The following is a 24,075-nucleotide window of genomic DNA, read 5'->3' as shown; positions in this document are numbered from 1 at the left end:
CCCTAAAGATCTCAGGTGGCAGGCCGATAGTCATCGCGGAGCAAACCGAAAAATGCCTATTCATTCATTTCTCTAATGTAACGCCCTGTTACATCCCCTGCCGTGCGCTAAACACTCCCTACAATCCACTAACAGTTCCCTGGCGCTCTGCGCCCAGACTTCACGCTTCGCTAGCGTCTCGCTTTACGGCACATGGGCAATATTCCCTGTAAGTGATTAATTTAGAAGCGAATAGTTTCATGCTAATTCAGAGTATTATGCTGCATATAATCCTTTATATGGCGTGTTATAGCACCCTAATTCCTATAGGACAGATAACTGATCGCGTTGTAATGACAATCTTCCGCACAGCCTAAAATCCGCCTTACTTCAGCAAAATATTAAGGAAATAATCAGAAATCGAGCAAAAAATGGACAACAGAAAAGCGCTGCTGAAGGTTTAGAGAAAAAATTTGCCTTAAAAGTGTGACGTAGATCACACTTTATCTAAAATTTCGCGCCACTCACGTTGTATGTCGAAATCAGACAATATAGATTTGCCTTGTTTTCAGATTAGTCTTAAAAAACTGTAAGCAGACGTCACGGAAGATGGTTACAACTCAAGCAAAGAATGGCCTGGAGTTTTGATTACTACAGATCAGTGTCCTGACGAAAAGTGCAACAGTCAGGAGCACGTTGGCTCAAGCCTGATTATTTTTTGCCATCTTTAGATTTACCAACCAGCAGCCCGAACCATAGAACAATTTAATTCTGTGGCCGTATATGTGTCGCGTCTATCAGGATGGAAAAAAATGGGTACATCAGAATTACTAAAACATATATATGACATCAATCTGTCATATTTGCTCCTTGCTCAGCGTTTAATTAACCAGGAAAAAGCTTCAGCAATGTTTCGTTTAGGCATCGATGAATCGATGGCTGATGCATTGTCGCAATTAACTTTACCTGAGATGGTAAAATTAGCGGAAACCAACCAACTGGTTTGCCAGTTCCGATTTACCGATCACAACCATATTAATCGCCTGACTCAAGAGTCACGTGTGGATGACTTACAGCAAATCCACACCGGTATTTTATTATCCAGCCGTCTCCTGCGAAATGCGTCTAAAGATGACGTCTCTGCGAAGAAGAGGGCCGTTTAATGAGCGAAAAAAGTATTGTTCAGGAAGCGCGTGATATTCAGCTGGCCATGGAGCTGATTACATTGGGCGCACGACTGCAAATGCTGGAGAGTGAAACTCAGCTGAGCCGTGGTCGCCTGATTAAACTCTATAAAGAGTTGCGTGGTGCGCCACCACCGAAAGGTATGCTGCCATTCTCTACCGATTGGTTCATGACCTGGGAACAAAATATCCACTCTTCTATGTTCTGTAACGCCTGGCAGTTCCTGCTGAAAACCGGCTTGAACAGTGGCGTTGAAGCGGTAATCAAAGCTTATCGCTTGTATCTTGAGCAGTGTCCGCAATCGGACGAGGGCCCGCTGTTGGCGCTAACGCGTGCATGGACCCTGGTGCGATTCGTTGAAAGTGGCATGCTGGAACTGTCTGACTGTAAGTGCTGTGGTGGCAGCTTTATTAACCACGCACATCAGCCCATCGGCAGCTTTGTCTGCAGCCTGTGCCAGCCGCCATCACGTGCCGTAAAAAGACGTAAACTTTCTGCAGATTCTGCCGATACCTTTCCACAACTGCTGGATGAACAGGTTAAACGCGCCGTTTAAGTTTGTTCGCATCGTGGAAAACATCCAGCAGCGGTTAATACCGCTGCTTTTTTTTGCCTGCGATAAACGAATAACACCTGCGGCTCTCTGGCTTAACTTCCATCAACACGTTACGGACGTAAGGATTTTTTGTGCTGATAATTCTGGGTTATATCGTGGTCGTCGGCTCCGTGTTGGGCGGCTACGCGATGGTCGGCGGACATTTAGGCGCGCTTTATCAACCGGCGGAGCTGATCATTATCGGCGGTGCCGGTATTGGTGCCTTTTTAGTCGGCAATAATGGCAAATCGATTAAGAAAACATTAAAAGCGCTGCCATTGTTAATGCGCGGCTCGAAATATAACAAAGCCGTATACATGGATTTAATGGCGCTGCTTTATCGCCTGATGGCGAAATCCCGTCAGCAAGGCATGTTGTCATTAGAACGTGACATTGAAGATCCCAGCCAGAGTGAAATTTTCGCTAACTATCCGCGTATTTTGTCCGATAAACAGTTAGTCGATTTTATTACCGATTATTTGCGTTTGATGGTCAGCGGAAATATGAACGCCTTCGAAATTGAAGCGTTGATGGATGAAGAGATTGAGACCTACGAGCACGAGTGTGAAGTCCCCGCGCAAAGTATCTCGGCGGTAGGTGATGGCTTACCGGCTTTCGGCATTGTCGCGGCGGTAATGGGCGTGGTGCACGCACTGGCGTCAGCCGACCGTCCGGCGGCCGAACTGGGTGCGTTAGTGGCGCACGCGATGGTCGGTACTTTCCTCGGGATTTTGCTGGCCTACGGTTTTATCTCTCCGCTGGCGTCGGTGCTGCGTCAGAAATGTGCCGAAACCACCAAGATGATGCAGTGCGTGAAGGTGACGTTGCTCTCCAGCCTCAACGGTTACGCACCGCAAATCGCGGTGGAATTTGGTCGTAAAACGCTTTACTCCGCTGAACGTCCGTCGTTCTCGGAGCTGGAAGAGCACGTGCGTAACGCCAAGAACCCGGCGAAACAAACTTCGGATGAGAATTCATGAAAGCAGGCAATCGCCCCATTGTGCTGGTTAAAAAGCGCAAACATAAAGGTCACCATGGGAGCCACGGTTCGTGGAAGATTGCCTATGCCGACTTTATGACGGCGATGATGGCGTTCTTTATGGTGATGTGGTTGCTCTCCATCTCCAGCCCCAAAGAGTTGGTCCAGATTGCGGAATACTTTAAAACGCCGCTGAAAGTGGCGTTGACCGGCGGTCAGCGCAGCAGCGACAGCGAAAGTCCGATCCCCGGCGGCGGCGATGATCCGACGCAGCAGAAGGGTGAAGTGAAGAAGATTGTCGATATGGATGCGCAGAAAAAGAAGCTGGAGGAGATCCGCCTGAATCGCCTGCGTGAAAAGCTCGACCAGCTGATTGAAGCCGATCCGCGTCTGAAAGCGCTGCGTCCGCATCTGATCATCAACATGGTCGAAGAGGGACTGCGCATTCAGATTATCGATAGCCAGAACCGCCCGATGTTTAAAACCGGCAGCGCGGACGTGGAGCCTTACATGCGCGATATCCTGCGCACTATCGCGCCGGTGCTGAATGATATTCCGAACAAAATCAGCCTCGCGGGTCACACCGATGATTTCCAGTATGCCAACGGCGATCGTGGCTACAGCAACTGGGAACTGTCGGCGGATCGTGCCAATGCCTCACGGCGCGAGCTGGTGATTGGTGGCCTCGACGGCGCCAAAATGCTGCGTGTGGTCGGTATGGCCGACACCATGAAGCTGAAAAACCGTGGTGCTAATGATGCAGTCAACCGCCGCATTAGCCTGCTGGTGTTGAATCACGACACCGAAGCGGCGATTGAAAAAGAGAATGCCGAGAGCGATGCCGTTCAGGTGAGCGACCCGGCGCAAATGATTCCCAACATTACCGCACCCGCTGTACCGGCTGCGTCGACTGCTCCAACAGGTTCCACTGCAACACCGGCTGCGCCGGCTGCTGCAACGGCCCCTGCGGCAGCGGCGACGCCCACGGCGAGCGCGGTGACACCAGACCAACCCTCACAGCCGAGGTGATCCCGTGAGCATGGACATCAGCGATTTTTACCAGACGTTTTTCGATGAAGCCGATGAGCTGTTAGCGGATATGGAGCAACACCTGTTGGGACTTGATCCCCAGGAGCCCGATTCCGAGCAGTTGAATGCCATCTTCCGCGCCGCCCACTCCATCAAGGGCGGAGCCGGTACGTTTGGCTTTACGGTTTTACAGGAAACCACCCACATCCTGGAAAACATTCTGGATGGTGCGCGCCGCGGCGAGATGCAGCTCAGCACCGATATCATCAACCTGTTTTTGGAAACCAAAGATATTATGCAAGAACAGCTCGATGCCTATAAAACGGCGCAGGAGCCGAATGCAGAAAGCTTTAAATATATCTGCGAAGCGCTGCGTCAGCTGGCACTGGAAGCGAAAGGCATTGCGCCTGAAGCGCCCAAAGTCGCCGAAGTGGTTGAGATCGCAGCACCAGTTGCGGCCGCAGGTTTGCGCCTGCAACTGGTTGACCTGAAAGAGAAAGAGCCGGAGCTGATGCTGGAGGAGCTCGGCAATCTCGGTACCGTCAGCAACGTGGTGAAAGGCGCTAATTCGCTGGACGTTACCATTGATGGCGTCGGCAAAGATGACATCGTTGCGGTGCTCTGTTTTGTGCTGGATGAAGCACAGATTCACTTCCCGACAGGCGCGGCGGCCGTTGCCGACGCCCCGGTTGCTGAAGTGGCTGCTGAACCGGCGCAAACCGCCACCGTCACCGATATCACGCCAGCGGTGAAGCGCGAACCTAAACGTGCCGCCGCACCGGCCAAAGGCAGCGAATCCAGCAGCATCCGTGTTGCCGTCGAGAAAGTGGACCAGCTGATTAACCTGGTTGGCGAACTGGTGATCACCCAATCGATGCTGGCACAGCGCTCCGGTGCGCTGGATCCGGTGGCGCATGGCGACCTGCTGAACAGCATGGGTCAGCTGGAGCGTAACGCCCGCGATTTGCAGGAATCGGTGATGTCGATTCGTATGATGCCGATGGAGTACGTCTTCAGCCGCTTCCCGCGTCTGGTCCGCGATTTGGCCAGCAAGCTGGGCAAAGAAGTGGAGCTGACGCTGCTCGGCAGCTCAACCGAGCTGGATAAGAGCCTGATTGAACGCATCATCGATCCGTTAACGCACCTGGTGCGTAACAGCCTCGATCACGGTATCGAAACTCCGGAAAAACGTCTGGCTGCGAATAAAACCGCCGTTGGCAACCTGACGCTGTCGGCGGAACATCAGGGCGGCAACATCTGCATCGAAGTGATCGATGACGGTGCCGGTCTGAACCGCGAACGTATTCTGGCTAAAGCGCTGTCGTCCGGCCTGCCGGTCAGCGACAGCATGAGCGATGAAGAAGTCGGCATGCTGATCTTCGCGCCGGGCTTCTCCACCGCTGAGCAGGTCACCGATGTGTCGGGCCGTGGCGTGGGCATGGACGTGGTGAAACGGAATATTCAGGAGATGGGCGGTCACGTTGAAATCTCCTCGAAGCAGGGCAAGGGCACCACCATTCGCATCCTGCTGCCGCTGACGCTGGCGATCCTCGACGGCATGTCGGTACGCGTCGCTAATGAAGTGTTCATTCTGCCGCTCAACGCGGTAATGGAATCGCTGCAGCCAACCGCAGAAGAGCTGAAACCGCTGGCCGGTGGCGAGCGCGTGCTGGAAGTGCGTGGCGAATACCTGCCGCTGGTGGAGCTGTGGAATGTGTTTGAGGTGCAGAACGCCAAAACCGACGCCACGCAAGGCATTGTGGTGATTCTGCAAAGCGCAGGCCGTCGCTATGCGCTGCTGGTCGATCAGCTGATTGGTCAGCATCAGGTGGTAGTGAAAAACCTTGAAAGCAACTATCGCAAAGTGCCGGGCATCTCTGCCGCCACCATTTTAGGCGATGGTAGCGTGGCGCTGATTGTGGATGTCTCAGCACTGCAATCGTTGAACCGTGAAAAGCGTGTGGCCGGTGCCGCAGCGTAATAGATAACGAAAGGGTAAAAAAATGACTGACATGGCAACCGTGACCAAAATCGCTGGCGAAACCGTGGGCCAGGAATTCTTAGTTTTCACACTGGGTGACGAAGAGTACGGCATCGACATTCTGAAAGTGCAGGAGATTCGCGGTTACGATCAGGTAACCCGCATCGCCAACACGCCGGAATTCATCAAAGGCGTCACCAACCTGCGCGGCGTGATCGTGCCGATCATCGACCTGCGCGTGAAGTTCTCGCAGCCGGATGTGGTGTACAACGAGAACACCGTGGTGATCGTGCTGAATCTTGAGCATCGCGTGGTGGGCATCGTGGTCGATGGCGTTTCTGACGTGCTGTCGCTGACGCAAGAGCAGATTCGTCCTTCACCGGAGTTCGCGGTCACCATGTCCACCGAGTACCTGACCGGTCTGGGCGCGCTGGGTGAACGTATGCTGATTCTGGTCGACATCGAAAAGCTGCTGAGCAGCGAAGAGATGGCGCTGGTGGATAACCTGCGTACTGCATAGTCCCCGCAACGGGCCGCGCTGCTGCGGCCCGTTATCATTACATACATTAATTAATTCCTTACAAATCAACAATAAATCCGCAAAAAATCGCTGTAATATCCCTCAATCTTCTCCGCCCCTGGTCGATAACCGATCGGTACGATTTTTTCCTTCATTTTCAGGGCAAACTATGTTTACGAGAATCCGCGTTGTCACCAGCTTATTGCTGGTGTTGTTAGTGTTTGGCTTTTTACAGCTGGCATCCGGCTCACTGTTTTTTAAAGCGCTAAGCGATGACAAAAACAGTTTTAACGTTTCACAACTGGCGAGCAAAAACACCGCCGCCATCAACGACGCCTACATGAGCCTCAATCAGAGCCGTGTGGTGTTAACCCGCATTCAGCTGCGCATGGCAACCAGCAAACTGACCGGTACCGAAGCGGACATCGCCGGTTTGTACGGCGACAGCAAAGCCTTCCAGAAAGAGGCCGCCGATAACTACCAGCTGTTTAAAGCGACGCCGGACACGCCGGGACAGGATGCCGCGCTCAACAAACGTCTCGATCAAACCTATACCGCCTATGCCAGCGCGCTAGGCCAGTTGCAGGACGCGTTGGTCGCAAAAGATCTCGATCAGGCAGCCAAAGCGCCGGTTGCGCCAAGCCAAAACGCCTTCCTGAAAGAGTACCGCCAATGGCGTGCCGATCAGGATCGCCTGACTGCGGCGGGCGTCGAAGCCAACAGCTCAGCCTACGATCACATGATCTGGCTGTTAGGCGCGGTGCTGGCGATTGTGGTGGCGGTGATTGTGCTGTGCTGGTTTGGCATGCGCAAAATCCTCATCAAGCCGCTTAATGACAACATCCAGCATATTCAGCACATTGCGCAGGGCGATTTGACGCAGCGCATCGCGGTCGAAGGACGCAACGAAATGAGCCAGCTGGCGGAAAGCCTGCATGAGATGCAGCAGTCGCTGGTGCGCACGGTGAGTGATGTGCGTGACGGTTCGGATGCCATCTTTACCGGAGCGAGCGAAATCTCTGCGGGCAACAACGATCTCTCGGCACGTACCGAAGAGCAGGCGGCTTCCCTGGAGCAGACCGCCGCCAGCATGGAACAGCTGACCGCCACCGTGAAGCAGAACGCCGAAAACGCGCGTCAGGCGTCGCAGCTGGCGTTGAGTGCTTCCGAAACCGCGCAGAAGGGCGGTGATGTGGTGCAAGGCGTGGTGCGCACCATGAGCGACATCGCCGGCAGTTCGAAGAAGATCGCCGACATCACCAGCGTTATCGATGGCATTGCCTTCCAGACCAATATTCTGGCGTTGAACGCGGCGGTAGAAGCGGCGCGCGCCGGTGAGCAAGGCCGTGGCTTTGCGGTGGTCGCGGGTGAAGTCCGTAATCTGGCCCAGCGCAGCGCGCAGGCGGCGAAAGAGATTAAAGGGTTGATTGAAGACTCCGTCAGCCGCGTGAACAGCGGATCTGAACTGGTGGGCACCGCCGGTGAGACCATGAGCGATATCGTTAATGCGGTAACGCGCGTCACCGACATCATGGGCGAAATTGCCTCGGCATCGGATGAGCAGAGCCGTGGTATCGATCAGGTCGGCCAGGCGGTGACGGAGATGGATCGCGTGACGCAGCAGAACGCCTCGCTGGTGGAAGAGTCTGCGGCGGCGGCGGCCTCGCTGGAAGAGCAGGCCAGTCGCCTGAGCCAGTCGGTGGCGGTGTTCCGCGTACCCCGCGCGGCACACGCGCAGCCGCAGGCCAGAAGCGGCGTGCGTCATCCGCAGATCGCACCACCCACGCTCGGCACACCGCGTAAAGCGCTGACCGGCGCGGCTGGGGACAGCAACTGGGAAACGTTTTAAGTTTCGGAGTGGTCGGTCCCTCGCCCTAACCCTCTCCCACACGTGGGAGAGGGAACTGTCCGAGCCAGCATGTGGCAGCGTCTCCCTCTCCCACTTGTGGGAGAGGGTTAGGGTGAGGGACAACCCGCACAATACCCAATGCGCCTTCATCGCTCACCCGATAAAGGCGCATTTTTTTACTGTTAATTTCTTTAGTTATAAAACACTGCAATCATGCGTAAACGCAGAGTTTTAATTCGTAAAGTAGCTTAAGCACCCTGAAAAATTCAGATTGCCGGTCGATAACTGGGGGAGCCGAAACGCATCCCTGGAGATCCCATGTTAAAACGAATCAATGTAGTGACCAGTTTAATCGCCGTATTACTGGTGTTTGGCGCTTTACAATTACTGTCGGGTGGCCTGTTCTGGTCCGCCTTACAAAAAGATAAAGAGGCGTTTGCGGTAGCGCAAATCTCTTCCAACAACGTTGGCGCGATGTCAGACGCCTGGATTGAACTGAACCAAACCCGCACCGTGCTCAACCGCGCCATGTTGCGTATGCAGGGCACCATGGCCGCGCAGTCGAATGGCGGTCAGCTGAGTGCCTTAATCGCCCAGACGGAAAAACAGCTCAATGTGGCTGCCGGCCACTATCAACGCTACTACGACTTGCCAGCCACGCCGGGCTTGCCAGACGCGTTGCGCGATAAGCTGGAAGCGAACTACGCCGCTTTCAACGACGGGTTGAAAGCGATGCTGGATCGCCTGAAAGCCAACGATCTGCAAGGCATGTTTGCGCAGAACATCGAAGCTAAACAGGTCGCGATGAAAGCCACTTACGAAGAGTGGCGGACGGAGCAAAGCATATTGGCGGCAGAAGGCGTGGCGCAGAATCAGCGCGCCTTCCACACCATGATGTGGCTGCTGGCGTCGGTGGCGCTGGTGGTGATTGCGGTGATCGTTGGCTGCTGGTTCGGCCTGCGTAGCGTGCTGATTCAGCCGCTGCATCAGCTGCTGGCGCATATTCGCCATATTGCCGCGGGCGATCTCACACAAAATATCGTGGTGGAAGGGCGCAATGAAATGAGCCAGCTGGCGGGAAGCCTGCATGAGATGCAGCAGTCGCTGGTCAGCACCGTGGGCAATGTACGTGACGGTTCCGATGCGATTTTCACCGGCGCCAGCGAAATCGCCGCCGGGAATAACGATCTGTCGGCGCGTACCGAAGAGCAGGCCGCCTCGCTGGAGCAGACGGCGGCCAGCATGGAGCAGCTCACCGCGACGGTGAAACAGAACGCCGAGAATGCGCGTCAGGCGTCGCAGTTGGCACTCAGCGCGTCCGATACCGCACGCAAAGGTGGCGAGGTGGTCGATGGCGTGGTGCGTACCATGCAGGATATCGCCGGCAGCTCGAAGAAGATCGCCGACATTATCAGCGTGATCGATGGCATCGCCTTCCAGACCAATATCCTGGCGCTGAACGCGGCGGTAGAAGCAGCACGCGCCGGTGAACAGGGCCGTGGTTTTGCTGTAGTGGCTGGTGAAGTGCGCAACCTGGCGCAGCGCAGTGCGCAGGCGGCGAAAGAGATTAAAGGCTTGATCGAAGACTCGGTGAACCGCGTCAACAACGGCTCGCAGCTGGTCGGCACCGCCGGAGAAACCATGAACGATATCGTCGGCGCCGTTACGCGCGTCACCGATATTATGGGCGAAATCGCCTCGGCATCGGATGAGCAGAGCCGTGGTATCGATCAGGTGGGACAAGCGGTGACCGAGATGGACCGCGTCACCCAGCAGAACGCCTCGCTGGTGGAAGAGTCCGCCGCCGCCGCCGCATCACTGGAAGAGCAGGCGAGCCGCCTGAGCCAGTCGGTATCGGTGTTCCGCATTCCGCGCGCCGCACAGGCGCAACCGAAGGCGAGCACGGTGCGCCAGATCGCCAGCGCACCGCGCAAAGCGGCTGCCGCGCCGGTGAGTGAGGGTAACTGGGAGACGTTTTAAGTTTTGAGTCGTTTGTCCCTCACCCCGGCCCTCTCCCGTAAACGGGAGAGGGAGACGCCGCCATATGTTAGCTCGATCAATTCCCTCTCCCGCCTGCGGGAGAGGGTTAGGGTGAGGGACAGCGAGCACCCATCAACCCCCCGCTGGTCCAACCCCTGCGAACACACATAAAGATCCCCTCAGAAAAGCCGATAACAGAGGCGATCCGCCAACCAATGAGGTGTTTATGTTTAGTCGTATTCGTGTTGTATCCGGTCTGCTGTGCGTGCTGGCGCTGTTTGCCTTACTGCAGCTGTTCTCCGGTGGAGTGTTCTACTCCACGGTCAAAGCCGATAAAGAAAATTTTGCCTATAACCAGCGTCTTAGCACGCTGCAGCGGGCAATGGGCACCTCATGGGTATCGCTGGTTCAGGCGCGTAACACGCTGAACCGTGCGGGGATCCGTTACCTGCTGGACAGTCAGCAGGCTGGCTCAGGCGCAACCGTGAAAGATCTGGTGGCGCTGGCGAGTGAGGAGTTGAAGCACGCTGATGAGGGTTTTGCCGAATTTAACGCCAACCTGTCTGAAAAGGGCAAAAAGGCCGAGAACGTGCTGACGTTACAGGCCAACTACAACGCCTATCGCGGAGCATTGGGTGAGTTGATCGATTTCCTCAGTAGTGGAAATTTCAAAGGATTTGTCGATCAGCCGACGCAGGGATTCCAGGACAAGTTTGCTAAGGATTACAACGAATGGTTGAGCTACAACATTGTGCTCGCCAATCAGGGCATTGCAGCCAATGAGGCGGCGTACAACCAATCCATCATGCTGGTGGTCGGCACGCTGCTGGTGACCTTGCTGGTGATTGCGCTGGTGTGGAGCGGCATGCGTACGGTGCTGATCCGTCCGCTAAAGCACAGCATCGAGCACATTCGTCACATCGCGCGTGGCGATTTGACGCAGCAGGTGGAGATCACGGTGCGCAACGAGATGGGCGAGCTGCTCACCTCGGTGCAAGAGATGCAGCAAGAGCTGGCGCGGACGGTGCGTACCGTGCGTGACGGTTCCGATGCGATCTACACCGGTGCGAGTGAAATCGCCATGGGCAACAACGATCTCTCCTCGCGTACCGAGCAGCAAGCGGCTTCGCTGGAAGAGACCGCTGCCAGCATGGAGCAGTTAACCGCCACGGTGAAGCAGAACGCCGAAAATGCCCGTCAGGCGTCACAGCTGGCGCTCACCGCCTCGGAGACCGCGCAGCAGGGCGGCAAAGTGGTGGATGGCGTGGTGACTACCATGAAAGAGATCACCGGCAGCTCGAAGAAAATCGCTGACATCATCAGCGTGATCGACGGCATTGCCTTCCAGACCAATATCCTCGCACTGAACGCTGCGGTAGAAGCAGCACGCGCCGGTGAGCAGGGACGTGGATTTGCCGTGGTAGCGGGCGAGGTGCGCAGTCTGGCACAGCGCAGCGCGCAGGCGGCGAAAGAGATTAAAGGATTGATCGAGGATTCGGTCAGCCGCGTCAACACCGGTTCCGTGCTGGTGGAGAGTGCCGGGGAAACCATGACCAACATCGTGAATGCGGTCACGCGCGTCACCGACATCATGGGCGAAATTGCCTCGGCGTCGGACGAGCAGAGCCGTGGTATCGATCAGGTCGGTCTGGCGGTGAACGAGATGGATCGCGTGACGCAGCAGAACGCCGCGCTGGTCGAAGAGTCGGCGACGGCGGCGGCCGCGCTGGAAGATCAGGCCAGCCGACTGAAACAGTCGGTTGCGGTGTTCAATATCGGTAAAGAATTTGTCGTTCAGGCCGTTAACGTATCTACAGCGGCAAAAAATTTGCGTTCCGGCACGCCAAAAGCACTGGCACCGGCAGGCGCACGTAGCACTGACGATAACTGGGAAACCTTTTAATCCTTGTGGCCGCCGCAAGGCGGCCCATGAGAATGGCGCGACTGGCAGCACAGTAGCAACCGCAGTATCACAATTTAAACAGTTTGTTGCCGGGTGACCTGAAATGAAGAAATCGACGTTATTGGATCAAAGTGAAGCGACCACGCTGCTCTCGCAAATGGTGCAGCGGTTACCGCTCTCAGATACGCATTTTCGTCGCATTAGCCAGCTGATCTATCAGCGTGCGGGCATTGTGCTGGCCGATCACAAACGCGAGATGGTTTACAACCGTTTAGTGCGTCGTCTGCGCATGCTGAATATTGATGACTTTGGCCGCTATCTGGCGCTGCTGGAGCAAGACCAAAACAGTGCGGAGTGGCAGGCGTTTATTAACGCGCTCACGACCAACCTGACCTCTTTCTTCCGCGAGGCGCATCACTTCCCGATCCTCGCGGATCATGCGCGTAAGCGCACGGGTAACTACAGCGTGTGGAGCACCGCCGCCTCAACCGGCGAAGAGCCGTACTCCATCGCCATGACGCTGGCGGAAACGCTGGGCACCGGCCCGGGTAAATTCCAGGTCCACGCCAGCGATATCGATACCCAGGTGCTAGAGAAAGCCGTGGCCGGCGTGTATCGCCAGGAAGAGCTACGCACGCTATCGCAGTCGCAGCTGCAGCGCTTTTTCCTGCGCGGCACCGGTCCGCATGAAGGCATGGTGCGCGTGCGTTCCGACCTCGCCAACATGGTGAACTATACGCAACTGAATTTACTGGCACACGACTGGGCGTTGCCGGGTCCGTTCGACGCAATTTTCTGTCGCAACGTGATGATTTATTTCGATAAAGAGACGCAGGAACAGATTCTGCGCCGTTTCGTGCCTCTGCTGAAACCCGGCGGTCTGCTGTTTGCCGGGCATTCAGAGAACTTTAGTCAGATCAGCAAAGAGTTCTGGCTGCGTGGACAGACAGTCTATGGACTGAGCAAGGAAAGACGATGAGCAAAATCACCGTGATGTGCGTGGATGACTCTGCGCTGATGCGACAGTTGATGACCGAAATCATCAACAGCCATCCCGATATGGAGATGGTCGCGAGTGCGCCCGATCCGCTGGTGGCGCGGGATTTAATCAAACAGTACAACCCGCAGGTATTGACGCTGGATGTGGAGATGCCGCGCATGGATGGCCTCGATTTCCTCGAGAAGCTGATGCGCCTGCGTCCGATGCCGGTGGTGATGGTCTCCTCGCTGACCGGTAAAGGTTCAGAAGTGACGCTGCGCGCGCTGGAGTTGGGTGCGGTGGATTTTGTCACCAAGCCACAGCTCGGCATCCGCGAAGGCATGCTGGCGTATAGCCAGATGATTGCTGACAAGATCCGCGCCGCCGCGCGCGCCAAGCTGCATGTGCGTGCCTCCACGCCGATGCCGGTCACGTTGAAAGCGGGCCCGTTGCTGAGCAGTGAAAAGCTGATCGCCATTGGCTCTTCCACCGGCGGCACCGAGGCGATTCGCCATGTGCTGCAGCCGCTGCCGGCGACCAGCCCGGCGCTGCTGATTACCCAGCATATGCCGCCAGGCTTTACGCGCTCGTTTGCCGAGCGTCTGAATAAATTGTGCCAAATCACCGTGAAAGAAGCGGAAGACGGCGAGCGTATTCTGCCCGGCCACGCCTATATCGCGCCGGGCGCCATGCACATGGAGCTGGGCCGAAGCGGGGCCAACTATGTGGTGAAACTGAATGACGGTCCGCCAGTGAACCGACACAAGCCATCGGTGGATGTGCTGTTCCGTTCGGTGGCGGTGCACGCAGGACGAAATGCGGTGGGTGTGATTCTGACCGGGATGGGTAACGACGGCGCGGCCGGGATGCTGGAAATGCATCGCGCGGGCGCCTGGACCATCGCGCAGGATGAAGCCAGCTGCGTGGTATTTGGTATGCCGCGCGAAGCGATTGCGATGGGCGGCACCAGTGAAGTGGTCGATTTAGGCCACATCAGTCAGCACATGCTGGCGAAAATTAGCGCCGGACAGGCATTGCGAATTTGACGAGCCCGTCCTGCTGGACGAGACAACACGGGAGTAGATATGGCTGATAAAAATATGCGCTTTTTGGTGGTGGATGACTTCAATACGATGCGTCGTATTGTCCGTAACCTGCTGAAAGAGCTTGGATTCAATAACGTTGAAGAAGCAGAAGATGGCGTCGATGCGCTGACCAAACTGCGTGCCGGTGGCTTTGATTTCGTGGTTTCCGACTGGAACATGCCGAACATGGACGGTCTGGAGCTGCTGCAAACCATCCGTGCTGACGCCACGCTGAACAAACTGCCGGTGCTGATGGTGACCGCGGAAGCGAAGAAAGAGAATATCATCGCGGCCGCGCAGGCGGGCGCCAGCGGCTACGTGGTGAAGCCGTTCACGGCGGCCACGCTGGAAGAGAAGTTAGGCAAAATATTCGAAAAACTGGGTATGTAAGGAGATGTGATGAGCGACCTTCCGAAATCAACCGAAGAAGCCTCGGCACACGACATTATTACCCGTATCGGCTCACTGACGCGCATGTTGCGTGACAGTTTGCGTGAGCTGGGGTTAGACCAGGCAATTGCTGAAGCGGCGGAAGCGATTCCTGATGCGCGCGATCGTCTGGATTATGTTGTGCAAATGACGGCGCAAGCGGCAGAACGTGCGTTGAACTGCGTTGAAGCAGCGCAGCCACACCAGGACCAAATGGAAGCCGGCGCCAACCAGCTGAAAGGCCGTTGGGATGCGTGGTTTGAAAATCCGATTGAACTGACAGATGCGCGCGAGTTGGTTTCGGATACGCGCCAGTTCCTGACTGACGTTCCGGGACACACGTCGTACACCAATAAGCAGTTGCTCGAAATCATGATGGCGCAGGATTTCCAGGACCTGACCGGTCAGGTGATCAAGCGCATGATGGATGTGATCCAGGAGATCGAGCGTCAGCTATTGATGGTGCTGCTGGAGAATATGCCAGAAGCCAACGCCGCGGCGCGTAAAGAGGGCAACAGCCTGCTGAACGGTCCGCAGATCCACGCCAATGCACCCGGCGTGGTGGCGAACCAGGATCAGGTTGATGACCTGCTGGATAGCTTAGGGTTTTAAACACGTTTGCCCTCACCCTAACCCTCTCCCACAGGTGGGAGAGGGAACCGTTCGGGCCTGCATATGGCAGCGTCTCCCTCGCCCGCTTGCGGGAGAGGGCCGGGGTGAGGGACAGCGCGTACCGCACCTTACACCGCGCGCTTCTGCGTCAACGCCGACTGCGCCACCAGTACCTGCACGCCTAACGCCTCAAATGCCGCGACTTGCGCCGGCGAAATGCCGCTATCGGTAATCAGATAGTGAATATGGCTCCAGTCGCACGGCAGCGCGAACATCGACACCTTATCGATCTTGCTGGAATCCGCCACCACATACACGCTGTTGGCTGAATTGATCATCGCCATTTTCACCTTGATATCGGTCTCGCTGGGAAAGCTCAAACCGAGACGCGGTGAGATACAGGCTGTGGCAAGAAACAGCTTCTCCGCCAGCACGTTTTCGAAAAACGAGGCAGCTTTCTCACCTGAAGTCGAAAGCGTCGGGAACTTAAAAGTGCCACCGGTCAGCAAAATATTGATACCCGGCTCGCCACCCAGCTTCAGCGCGATATTCACCGCCGTGGTGATCACCGATAAACGACGAATATGGCTGATCGCCTCGGCAATGGCCGTGGTGGTGGTACCGGAATCGAAAATCACCGTGTCGCCATTTTCCACATGCTGCGCGGCAAGGCGGCCAATCGCCTGTTTTTCTTCCAGATGTGTTTGACGCTCCAGCAACATCGCGCCGGTATTCTGCTTGCCGGTCATCAGCGTGGCGCCGCCGTGATAACGCTGTACGTGCCCCTCTTGCTGCAACATGCGCAAGTCGGTGCGAATGGTGGCTTCGGTCAGGCCGAAGGTATCGGTTAGCGCTTTAACCGTGACGGTACCGTCTTCGCGGATCATCTCCAGAATCTTCTCACGGCGCTGCTGCATATCTGCCAGCTGCTCAGTTTTGCTTTTCAATCGAAATGCTCCCTCTTTCCAATCACGGTCGGGTTTCGCCAATAAGGAAACCCGAGCTGATTTTACTCTGTGATTTGGCCATTTGCGAGGTAGCTTCCAGAAACATTCGTTTTCGAATGAAAATCATCATTTGCTATGCGATTGATTTCGCAGAAAGCCGTCAGCAGCTCGCTCCATGTCCTGAAGACGGTGAATTGTACAAATTCAACAAAATCATAAAGATAATTTTTATTGCTGCAATTTGTATGAAATTTGATCTCCTCCACAAACCATTATTAATCGATAGCTTATATTTTTGTTCGAAAATGATATTTGTAAAAACGATAACCCGGCCAGCAATAACCAGCGCCGCCGTACACCATTATGGAGAGAGACGATGAGTGGGGAATATGACGTTAACCTGCGCTACGGCGTGAACATTGAGCAGGATTTAACCGGCAAAGTGGCGGTAGTCACCGGTGGGCTGGGCGGGATTGCAATGGCCAGTAACGCCATGCTGCTGGAGAAGGGCGCACGGCTGGCGCTGCTCTATCCGCCATTCGAAAGCAACAAAGTGGCGGGCGTGCAGGATCAATTTGCTGCCGATCGCGTGCTGCTGGTGTGCTGCGACGTGACCGAACCGGCCTCGGTTGAAGCGGCATTTGATCGCGTCGAACAGCATTACGGTCAGATTGATATCCTGGTGAACTGCGCGGGCTACGTGATGTTGCAACCGGTGTTAGAAACCGATTTTGCCGAGTGGCAGAAGCAGATCGACGTCAATCTCACCGGTCCTTTCCTCTGTTCGCAGGCGGCCGGTAAACGCATGGTGCGCGCCGGTAACGGTGGAAAAATCATCAACATTGCATCGCAGGCCGCCTCCATTGCTATCGACAACCACGTTGCTTACAGCTCCGCCAAAGCCGGTCTGCTCGGCATGACCAAAGTGATGGCCAAAGAGTTCGCTCCCTATCGCATCAACGTCAATACCTTATCGCCCACCGTGGTATTGACGCCGATGGGTGAAAAAGCCTGGCGCGGTGAGAAGGGCGAGCAGATGAAAAAGCTGATCCCGCTGGGACGCTTTGCCTATACCGACGAAATCGCCGCCGCGGTGCTGTTCTTCGCCAGCAACGGCAGCGACATGATCACCGGCGCAGATTTAATGATCGACGGTGGCTTTACCATCTGGTAAGCCGCGCCAACACCAGAACGGCTGACCCTGCGTGACCCACTATAACAATGAGAGAACCTCACCATGAAAAAACGTACCCTGCTGTTAACTGCTATTGCCAGTTGCCTGATCTCCCAAGCCAGTTTCGCTGCCGATAAAGGCACCATCATGATTCTGGTGAACTCGCTGGATAACCCGTATTACGCCTCCGAAGCCAAAGGTGCCAACCTCAAAGCGCAGGAGCTGGGCTATAAAACCAGCGTGCTGTCGCATGGCGAAGATGTGAAAAAGCAAAGTGAACTGATTGATGCCGCCATCGGCAAAAAGGTGCAGGGCATCGTGCTGGATAACGCCGACTCCACCGCCAGCGTCGCCGCGATTAAAAAAGCCAAAGATGCCGGCATTCCGGTGGTGCTGATCAACCGCGAAATCCCGGTGGATGACGTGGCGCTGGCGCAGATCACCCACAACAACTTCCAGGCCGGCTCCGACGTGGCAAACGTGTTTGTGGAGAAAATGGGGGAAAAGGGCAGCTATGCGGAACTCACCTGTAACCTTGCTGACAACAACTGCGTCACACGCTCCAAATCCTTCCATCAGGTGCTCGACCAATATCCCGATATGAAAAGCGTGGCGCGTCAGGATGCCAAAGGCACGCTGATTGACGGCAAACGCATCATGGACAGCATTCTGCAGGCGCATCCGGATGTGAAAGGCGTGATCTGCGGTAACGGCCCCGTGGCGCTGGGCGCCATTGCGGCATTGAAAGCCGCGGGCCGTAACGACGTCATCGTGGTCGGCATTGACGGCAGCAATGATGAACGTGACGCGGTGGAAAAAGGGGATCTGAAAGCCACGGTGATGCTGCAGGCACAAGCCATCGCCGCACAGGGCGTGACCGACCTCGACAACTTTATTCAGAAAGGCACCAAGCCTGAGAAGCAGCGCGTGATGTTCCGCGGCATTCTCATTACGCCAGACAACGCCAAAGGCGTGCAGGACTTTAACTTCAAGTCGTAATCAATGCGGTGCGCCCGTAGATCGGGCGCCCAGGAGAATGTGATGCACAGACGACTCTGGTTACTGCTTCCTGTCGTGATCCTTAGCGGTTGCCGCATTGTGTCGCAGCAGGAGCTGGCCGACCTGAAAAATCCTCCCAATCCCAAAATGGGCAATATTGCCCAAACGTGGCAACAGAAGCTGGTACCGCAAGTTCAACATGATGCGAAGCCGGTGGCTGAGTTATTGAATGCGCTGAAATCCGCCAAAGATTTTGATAGCGCTTGTAAAACTTACGGCTATCGCAGTCAGGATGAGAACCCGTGCGTGTTCAGTGTCAACGTGAGCGGTGAAATCACGGCGGTTAACACCACGTCGCGTAACGGTCGGATGACAGTGAAAGATGTGTCCGGTGACACTATCACGGTGCAGGTTGGTCCGATTTTTCCCGGCACGGTGTTGCGTGATGCCTACAAAGGTGCCAGCTATCAGGACTTTAACGATCAGGTGCTGTTCGGCGATTACAGTCGCGCGATCAATCAACAAGCGGCGAACATGATGAGTGCTTTCAAGCCCAAAGTGGGTGACAAAGTGCAGCTGGCTGGCGTGTTTAGCAGCTTTGATACGCCGGAGCAGGTGCCGAATGTGACACCAGCGGCGATTACACGTCAGTAAGGAGCGGATATGCAACAGCCTCAACATGACGTGATTATTGAAACCCGCAACGTGTCGCGCATCTATCCCGGCGTCACCGCGCTGGATCAGGTCAATTACCGCGTCTATCGCAATAAAGTTAACGTACTGATTGGCGAAAACGGTGCCGGCAAATCCACCATGATGAAAATGCTGGCGGGCGTGGAGATCCCGTCATCCGGCGAGATTCTGCTGGACGGCGCAGCGGTGTCGCTGAGCTCCACGCATCAGGCGGAAAAACAGGGCATCAGCATTATTTTTCAGGAGCTGAACCTGTTTCCCAATATGAACGTGATGGACAACATCTTCATGGCCAATGAGTTTTTCCAGCGCGGCGTGATCAACGAGAAGTATCAGTATTCGCTCGCCAAAGCATTGCTGGAACGGCTGGAGCTGGATGTCGATCCCTACGCGCCGCTGGCTGAACTCGGTATCGGCCATCAGCAGCTGGTGGAGATCGCCCGCGCGCTGTCCAAGGACACGCGCGTGCTGATCATGGATGAACCGACCAGCGCGCTCAGCCAGTCAGAAGTGAAAGTGCTGTTCAACGTCATCGACCAGCTTAAACGGCGCGGCGTCACCATTATCTATATCTCACATCGGCTGGAAGAGCTGATGGAGATTGGCGATCACATCACCATCTTCCGCGACGGACGCTTCATCAGCGAACGCGAAGTCCGCGACGCCTCGATTCCGTGGATCATCGAGCAGATGGTGGGCGACAAGAAGAAACACTTCGATTATCAACCGGCGACGCAGGGTGAAACGGTACTCAGCGTCAACGGGCTGACCGCGCTGCATCAAAACGGCGGTTACAAGCTCAATGATGTCTCTTTCTCGCTGCGAAAAGGCGAAGTGATTGGCATCTACGGTTTGCTGGGCGCCGGGCGCACCGAGTTGTTCAAAGGGTTGATTGGCATGATGCACTGTCAGTCGGGCAGCGTCAGTCTGAACGGCGAAGCGCTGGAGAAGCGCAGTTTCCAGCAGCGACTGAAAAAAGGCATCGCGCTGGTGCCGGAAGATCGTCAAACCGAAGGCGTGGTACAGCTGATGTCTATCACCGCCAACATGACGCTCAGCGATCTCAGCCTGCGGGGTTTCCGCCGTTGCTGGCGCAAGCTCAATCCGCACAACGAGCAGCGGCGCGTGGATGAAATGATTGGCCATCTCGCCATCAAGGTCAGCGATCCCGAGCTGCCGATCACCTCCTTAAGCGGCGGCAATCAGCAAAAAGTGGTGCTGGGTAAAGCCCTGATGACCGGGCCGCAGGTGGTGCTGCTGGATGAGCCCACGCGCGGCATTGATGTGGGGGCAAAAACCGATGTTTATCACCTGATTGGCAACCTGGCGCAGCAGGGATTGGCGGTGATGTTCTCCTCGTCCGAACTGGATGAAGTGATGGCGCTGGCTGACCGCATTCTGGTGATGGCGGATGGCCGCATCACCGCCGATTTACCGCGCGCGGCGGCCACGCGCGAAGCCCTGATTAGCGCCTCAACGCCACACGATTGAGCCCGCTGGAGAGTAAAACGATGAATCAAAAATACCTGATCTACATGTATCTGCTTAAGGCGCGTACCTTTATTGCCTTGCTGATCGTGGTGAGTTTCTTCAGCTTTATGGTGCCTAACTTTCTCACCACCTCCAACCTGCTGATCATGACGCAGCATGTGGCAATTACCGGCTTGCTGGCGATTGGCATGACGCTGGTGATTTTGACTGGCGGCATCGATCTTTCGGTCGGGGCGGTGGCGGGCATATGCGGCATGGTGGCGGGTGCGCTGCTCACCAACGGCTTACCGCTGTGGGGCGGCAACGTGCTGTTCTTCAACGTGCCCGAGGTGATTCTGGTGGTGGCGCTGTTCGGCGTGGCGCTGGGATTGATTAATGGCGCGGTGGTGACGCGACTCGGCGTAGCGCCGTTTATCTGTACGCTCGGCATGATGTACGTGGCACGCGGCGCCGCGCTGCTGTTCAACGATGGCAGCACCTACGCCAACCTTGTCGGCACGCCAGCACTGGGTAATACCGGCTTCGCCTTGCTCGGTTCGGGTTCAATATTGGGCGTGTATATCCCGATATGGATGATGCTCGGCTTCCTGCTGCTGGGGTTGTATCTGACGCGTAAAACACCGCTGGGTCGTTACATCTATGCCACCGGTGGCAACGAATCGGCGGCGCGCCTGGCAGGTGTGCCGATTATCAAGGTCAAAGTGTTTGTCTACGCCTTTTCCGGCTTGTGTGCCGCGCTGGTCGGTTTGATTGTGGCGTCGCAGTTGCAAACCGCGCACCCGATGACCGGCAACATGTTCGAGATGGACGCCATCGGTGCCACGGTGCTGGGCGGCACGGCGCTGGCGGGCGGACGCGGTCGCGTTTCAGGCTCGATTATCGGTGCTTTTGTCATCGTGTTTCTCGCCGATGGCATGGTGATGATGGGCGTCAGCGATTTCTGGCAAATGGTGATTAAAGGCTTAGTGATTGTCACTGCGGTGGTGATCGACCAGTTCCAGCAAAAATTACAAAGTAAGGTGGTGCTGCTGCGCAGACATGAAAAAAAGCAGCAATCGGCCGCCCTGCCTGAAGCGACACATGGATAACAGGAGGCAATATGACACGCGATTTTAGTGGAAAGACGGTGGTGATTACCGGCGCCTGCCGCGGCATTGGCGCGGGCATTGCAGCGCGTTTTGCTCGCGACGGGGCGCGTTTGGTGATGGTGTCGAATTCGGAACGCGTCTTCAGTACCGCGCAGGCCATCGAACAGCAGTTTGGCAGTGAGGTTCTGGCGCTGCAGGTCGATGTTACCGATGAAACGGAGGTACAGCAGCTTTATCAGCAGGCGGCTGAGCGCTTTGGCAGCATTGATGTGTCGATTCAGAATGCGGGGGTGATTACCATCGATCGTTTCGATGCGATGCCCAAAAGTGACTTCGAGAAGATCCTTGCGGTGAACACCACGGGCGTGTGGCTGTGCTGCCGGGAAGCGGCGAAATATATGGTGAAACAGGGCAGCGGCAGCCTGATCAACACCTCGTCCGGTCAGGGACGGCAGGGTTTCATTTATACGCCGCACTATGCCGCCAGCAAGATGGGCGTGATCGGTATTACTCAAAGCCTGGCGCTGGAGTTGGCGCCGTGGCATATCACGGTGAATGCCTTCTGTCCGGGCATCATCGAGAGTGAAATGTGGGACTACAACGATCGCGTGTGGGGCGAGATCCTCAGCAGCGATAAAAAGCAGTATGGCAAAGGCGAACTGATGGCCGAATGGGTGGAAAACATCCCGCTTAAACGCGCAGGGCAGCCGGAAGATGTCGCTGGCTTGGTGGCTTTCCTCGCCTCTGACGATGCGCGCTATATCACCGGGCAGACCATCAACGTGGATGGCGGTTTGATTTTCTCCTGATCGTTCGCTGTTGGGTCGCCATCGATGGCGTCATGCTAAAAACTAAGCCTCATGATCGCACCTTCCGTAGCGGCGTGATTCATCGCGCAATGCATTGCGCCGCTACAATGTGCGCGCTCAATGATTTGAGAGGTCATCTCTTGATGGGCAACCAGGGCACAACATATTGCGTCGCCTGCTTACCTACATTCTGATTTTTTCGTTTTCTGCCTTAATCGAAACCAGACATGTCCGGCACTTGCATCAGAATATGCTAGGGTAGACTTATGCAGTTTTGTGAGCCACCTCTAATTCTGAACCGGGTCGAACCCTATTTTTAGCTATGTTATTTACTTTGTTATCACCTAAAAGCGTGCGTTATCTCTCTGGTTTTTCACTACTTGCCGCATCCGCGCCTGCGCTGGCGTTGATCTCTGACACTAAACTCGCCGATGCGCCGTTTAGCGATCCCACACGTTTCCAGAAAATGGCCGATCAGTTGCCTGCATTGGGTTACCAGGATGAAACGGAAGCGTTCAACAAAAAACTGGCGACCATTGCCAAAAGCATTGGTGAAGCCAGCCAGAACAGTACGGACGACAATGCCCTTGGCCAGCAGGCGGGGCTGTGGGCCTTTAACCATTTCCGCGATGAAGTGGGCAATCGACTGGTTGATGAAGGCCAGTCGCTGTTGTCACCGTATGGCAATGCTCAAATCGATTTCAATGTGGATATGGAGGGCAATTTTGCCGGCAGCGGTGCTTCGCTGCTGACACCCTGGGCGGATAACTATCGCTACCTGACCTTCAGTCAGGTCGGCTTTCATCAAACTGATGATGGGCTGGTCGGCAATGCTGGCCTCGGGCAACGTTGGGTGGCAGGAAAATGGCTGCTGGGCTATAACGGTTTCGTCGATCGCATGTTCAGCAGTGGCCTACAGCGCGCTTCGCTGGGTACCGAAGCGTGGGGCGATTATCTGCGCTTCTCCGCCAACTACTATACGCCGCTCTCAGGCTGGCAGGATCGCAATCCCTTCCAGCAGCAGCGCATGGCGCGCGGCTATGATTTCACCACCCAAGGCTATTTGCCGCACTATCGTCAACTCGGTGCGTCGGTGAGCTGGCAGCAATATCTGGGTGATAACGTCGATCTGTTTAGCTCCGGCAATCGCTACCACAACCCATCGGCGTTGACCTTTGGCGTCACCTACACGCCGGTGCCGCTGGTGACCTTATCCGCCAGCCACAAAACCAGCGACAGCGGTGAGAGCCAGGATCAGCTCGGCTTGCGTCTCAACTATCGCTTTGGCGTGGCGCTCAGCCAGCAGCTGAGTCCGGATAACGTAGCGGCTGCGCACTCACTGCGCGGCAGTCGCTACGATAACGTGACGCGCAGCTATACGCCGGTGCTGGAATATCGCCAGCGTAAAACGCTGTCGGTGTTTCTCGCTACGCCGCCGTGGCAGCTAAATGGCGGAGAAAGTTTGCCGCTGAAATTGCAAATCCGCAGCACCAATCCGATCGCTAAAGTGATGTGGCAGGGCGATACCCAGGCGCTGAGCCTGACGCCGGGTGCCAATCCCAACGATCCACAGGGCTGGAGCGTGATCCTGCCCGCGTGGGATAGCTCGCCGGGTGCGCATAACAGCTATCGCTTGTCGGTGGTGTTAGAAGACAGCAAACAGAACCGGGTCACCTCGAACGAAATCGTCCTGCAATTGCAGCCACCGTTCTCATTGGATCAGGGCGATGATGATCGCTTTGATTTGATGGCGCCGTAATCGCCTCGCA

The 24,075-nt window shown here is 55.8% G+C and carries 21 protein-coding genes; 20 read left to right on the top strand and 1 reads right to left on the bottom strand.

Annotated elements, in window-relative coordinates; translation table 11 throughout:
• The first annotated feature begins 791 nt into the window (after nt 1-791).
• The 13 genes from flhD to cheZ all read left to right on the top strand — a co-directional run bounded on the left by flhD (nt 792) and on the right by cheZ (nt 15,105).
• Complete coding sequence (gene flhD, locus KVT28_RS03865) at nt 792-1,142, top strand: flagellar transcriptional regulator FlhD (RefSeq protein ID WP_008102850.1); 351 nt, start codon at nt 792-794, stop codon at nt 1,140-1,142.
• Complete coding sequence (gene flhC / locus KVT28_RS03860; protein ID WP_101760736.1) at nt 1,142-1,720, top strand: flagellar transcriptional regulator FlhC; 579 nt, start codon at nt 1,142-1,144, stop codon at nt 1,718-1,720. The genes flhD and flhC overlap by 1 nt, the downstream gene beginning before the upstream one ends.
• Before the next feature lie 131 nt (nt 1,721-1,851).
• Nucleotides 1,852-2,739 (top strand): flagellar motor stator protein MotA, encoded by an 888-nt coding sequence (gene motA, locus KVT28_RS03855; protein ID WP_007891047.1) that lies wholly within the window; start codon nt 1,852-1,854, stop codon nt 2,737-2,739.
• On the top strand, nt 2,736-3,767 hold the full coding sequence (gene motB / locus KVT28_RS03850) for a flagellar motor protein MotB (RefSeq protein WP_192413558.1): 1,032 nt from the start codon (nt 2,736-2,738) through the stop codon (nt 3,765-3,767). The genes motA and motB overlap by 4 nt, the downstream gene beginning before the upstream one ends.
• A 10-nt stretch (nt 3,768-3,777) precedes the next feature.
• Nucleotides 3,778-5,748 carry a chemotaxis protein CheA gene (gene cheA / locus KVT28_RS03845; protein ID WP_217546858.1) on the top strand — a complete coding sequence of 657 codons (1,971 nt, stop codon included), beginning with the start codon at nt 3,778-3,780 and terminating at the stop codon, nt 5,746-5,748.
• Nucleotides 5,749-5,770: 22 nt separating this feature from the next.
• A complete protein-coding gene (gene cheW, locus KVT28_RS03840) occupies nt 5,771-6,268 on the top strand; it encodes a chemotaxis protein CheW (protein ID WP_008102858.1) in 498 nt (165 codons plus the stop codon).
• Between the two features lie 169 nt (nt 6,269-6,437).
• Nucleotides 6,438-8,117, top strand: coding sequence for a methyl-accepting chemotaxis protein (locus KVT28_RS03835; RefSeq protein ID WP_217546855.1), 1,680 nt, complete (start codon nt 6,438-6,440; stop codon nt 8,115-8,117).
• A gap of 318 nt (nt 8,118-8,435) precedes the next feature.
• A complete protein-coding gene (locus KVT28_RS03830; protein ID WP_217546852.1) occupies nt 8,436-10,097 on the top strand; it encodes a methyl-accepting chemotaxis protein in 1,662 nt (553 codons plus the stop codon).
• A 226-nt stretch (nt 10,098-10,323) separates the two neighbouring features.
• Nucleotides 10,324-12,000 carry a methyl-accepting chemotaxis protein gene (locus tag KVT28_RS03825; protein WP_137385648.1) on the top strand — a complete coding sequence of 559 codons (1,677 nt, stop codon included), beginning with the start codon at nt 10,324-10,326 and terminating at the stop codon, nt 11,998-12,000.
• A 103-nt stretch (nt 12,001-12,103) separates the two neighbouring features.
• Nucleotides 12,104-12,979, top strand: a complete 876-nt coding sequence (cheR, locus tag KVT28_RS03820) for a protein-glutamate O-methyltransferase CheR (protein WP_101764604.1) — start codon at nt 12,104-12,106, stop codon at nt 12,977-12,979.
• Nucleotides 12,976-14,025: a chemotaxis response regulator protein-glutamate methylesterase gene (locus KVT28_RS03815; protein ID WP_008102868.1), complete on the top strand. Its 1,050-nt coding sequence runs from the start codon at nt 12,976-12,978 to the stop codon at nt 14,023-14,025. The genes cheR and KVT28_RS03815 overlap by 4 nt, the downstream gene beginning before the upstream one ends.
• 39 nt (nt 14,026-14,064) lie before the next feature.
• Nucleotides 14,065-14,454, top strand: coding sequence for a chemotaxis response regulator CheY (gene cheY, locus KVT28_RS03810; protein ID WP_008102871.1), 390 nt, complete (start codon nt 14,065-14,067; stop codon nt 14,452-14,454).
• Between the two features lie 9 nt (nt 14,455-14,463).
• Nucleotides 14,464-15,105 carry a protein phosphatase CheZ gene (cheZ, locus tag KVT28_RS03805; RefSeq protein WP_101764603.1) on the top strand — a complete coding sequence of 214 codons (642 nt, stop codon included), beginning with the start codon at nt 14,464-14,466 and terminating at the stop codon, nt 15,103-15,105.
• Between the two features lie 128 nt (nt 15,106-15,233).
• On the opposite strand, the gene KVT28_RS03800 is transcribed toward cheZ, so the two are convergent.
• A complete protein-coding gene (locus KVT28_RS03800) occupies nt 15,234-16,052 on the bottom strand; it encodes a DeoR/GlpR family DNA-binding transcription regulator (protein ID WP_110865995.1) in 819 nt (272 codons plus the stop codon).
• Nucleotides 16,053-16,428: 376 nt separating this feature from the next.
• On the opposite strand from KVT28_RS03800, the gene KVT28_RS03795 reads away from it, so the two are divergent.
• The 7 genes from KVT28_RS03795 to KVT28_RS03765 all read left to right on the top strand — a co-directional run bounded on the left by KVT28_RS03795 (nt 16,429) and on the right by KVT28_RS03765 (nt 24,065).
• On the top strand, nt 16,429-17,226 hold the full coding sequence (locus tag KVT28_RS03795) for a GolD/DthD family dehydrogenase (RefSeq protein ID WP_217546849.1): 798 nt from the start codon (nt 16,429-16,431) through the stop codon (nt 17,224-17,226).
• Nucleotides 17,227-17,289: 63 nt separating this feature from the next.
• On the top strand, nt 17,290-18,225 hold the full coding sequence (locus tag KVT28_RS03790) for a D-ribose ABC transporter substrate-binding protein (RefSeq protein ID WP_192233605.1): 936 nt from the start codon (nt 17,290-17,292) through the stop codon (nt 18,223-18,225).
• Nucleotides 18,226-18,267: 42 nt separating this feature from the next.
• Nucleotides 18,268-18,879: a DUF2291 family protein gene (locus KVT28_RS03785; protein ID WP_217546847.1), complete on the top strand. Its 612-nt coding sequence runs from the start codon at nt 18,268-18,270 to the stop codon at nt 18,877-18,879.
• Nucleotides 18,880-18,888: 9 nt separating this feature from the next.
• Nucleotides 18,889-20,409 (top strand): sugar ABC transporter ATP-binding protein, encoded by a 1,521-nt coding sequence (locus tag KVT28_RS03780; RefSeq protein ID WP_101764598.1) that lies wholly within the window; start codon nt 18,889-18,891, stop codon nt 20,407-20,409.
• A 20-nt stretch (nt 20,410-20,429) separates the two neighbouring features.
• Nucleotides 20,430-21,497, top strand: a complete 1,068-nt coding sequence (locus KVT28_RS03775) for an ABC transporter permease (protein WP_192413550.1) — start codon at nt 20,430-20,432, stop codon at nt 21,495-21,497.
• An 11-nt stretch (nt 21,498-21,508) separates the two neighbouring features.
• Nucleotides 21,509-22,306, top strand: a complete 798-nt coding sequence (locus KVT28_RS03770; protein ID WP_101764596.1) for a glucose 1-dehydrogenase — start codon at nt 21,509-21,511, stop codon at nt 22,304-22,306.
• Between the two features lie 322 nt (nt 22,307-22,628).
• Complete coding sequence (locus KVT28_RS03765; protein WP_192233611.1) at nt 22,629-24,065, top strand: YchO/YchP family invasin; 1,437 nt, start codon at nt 22,629-22,631, stop codon at nt 24,063-24,065.
• The last annotated feature ends 10 nt before the right edge of the window (nt 24,066-24,075 follow it).

Origin of the sequence: Pantoea sp. GbtcB22, from assembly GCF_019091025.1 — a bacterium.
Classification (GTDB): domain Bacteria; phylum Pseudomonadota; class Gammaproteobacteria; order Enterobacterales; family Enterobacteriaceae; genus Pantoea; species Pantoea leporis.
Note: the sequence above shows the minus strand (reverse complement) of the source record. Positions and strands in the feature narration are given on the sequence as shown.

Bases quoted from the DNA above. Each gene is read 5' to 3' on its own strand.
- motB (WP_192413558.1), top strand. From the start codon at position 2,736: ATGAAAGCAGGCAATCGCCCCATTGTGCTGGTTAAAAAGCGCAAACAT.
- KVT28_RS03795 (WP_217546849.1), top strand. From the start codon at position 16,429: ATGAGTGGGGAATATGACGTTAACCTGCGCTACGGCGTGAACATTGAG.
- flhC (WP_101760736.1), top strand. From the start codon at position 1,142: ATGAGCGAAAAAAGTATTGTTCAGGAAGCGCGTGATATTCAGCTGGCC.
- cheW (WP_008102858.1), top strand. From the start codon at position 5,771: ATGACTGACATGGCAACCGTGACCAAAATCGCTGGCGAAACCGTGGGC.
- KVT28_RS03765 (WP_192233611.1), top strand. From the start codon at position 22,629: ATGTTATTTACTTTGTTATCACCTAAAAGCGTGCGTTATCTCTCTGGT.
- flhD (WP_008102850.1), top strand. From the start codon at position 792: ATGGGTACATCAGAATTACTAAAACATATATATGACATCAATCTGTCA.
- KVT28_RS03825 (WP_137385648.1), top strand. From the start codon at position 10,324: ATGTTTAGTCGTATTCGTGTTGTATCCGGTCTGCTGTGCGTGCTGGCG.
- cheZ (WP_101764603.1), top strand. From the start codon at position 14,464: ATGAGCGACCTTCCGAAATCAACCGAAGAAGCCTCGGCACACGACATT.
- cheR (WP_101764604.1), top strand. From the start codon at position 12,104: ATGAAGAAATCGACGTTATTGGATCAAAGTGAAGCGACCACGCTGCTC.
- KVT28_RS03835 (WP_217546855.1), top strand. From the start codon at position 6,438: ATGTTTACGAGAATCCGCGTTGTCACCAGCTTATTGCTGGTGTTGTTA.
- cheY (WP_008102871.1), top strand. From the start codon at position 14,065: ATGGCTGATAAAAATATGCGCTTTTTGGTGGTGGATGACTTCAATACG.
- KVT28_RS03785 (WP_217546847.1), top strand. From the start codon at position 18,268: ATGCACAGACGACTCTGGTTACTGCTTCCTGTCGTGATCCTTAGCGGT.
- KVT28_RS03790 (WP_192233605.1), top strand. From the start codon at position 17,290: ATGAAAAAACGTACCCTGCTGTTAACTGCTATTGCCAGTTGCCTGATC.
- KVT28_RS03815 (WP_008102868.1), top strand. From the start codon at position 12,976: ATGAGCAAAATCACCGTGATGTGCGTGGATGACTCTGCGCTGATGCGA.
- KVT28_RS03775 (WP_192413550.1), top strand. From the start codon at position 20,430: ATGAATCAAAAATACCTGATCTACATGTATCTGCTTAAGGCGCGTACC.
- KVT28_RS03830 (WP_217546852.1), top strand. From the start codon at position 8,436: ATGTTAAAACGAATCAATGTAGTGACCAGTTTAATCGCCGTATTACTG.
- cheA (WP_217546858.1), top strand. From the start codon at position 3,778: ATGGACATCAGCGATTTTTACCAGACGTTTTTCGATGAAGCCGATGAG.
- KVT28_RS03770 (WP_101764596.1), top strand. From the start codon at position 21,509: ATGACACGCGATTTTAGTGGAAAGACGGTGGTGATTACCGGCGCCTGC.
- KVT28_RS03780 (WP_101764598.1), top strand. From the start codon at position 18,889: ATGCAACAGCCTCAACATGACGTGATTATTGAAACCCGCAACGTGTCG.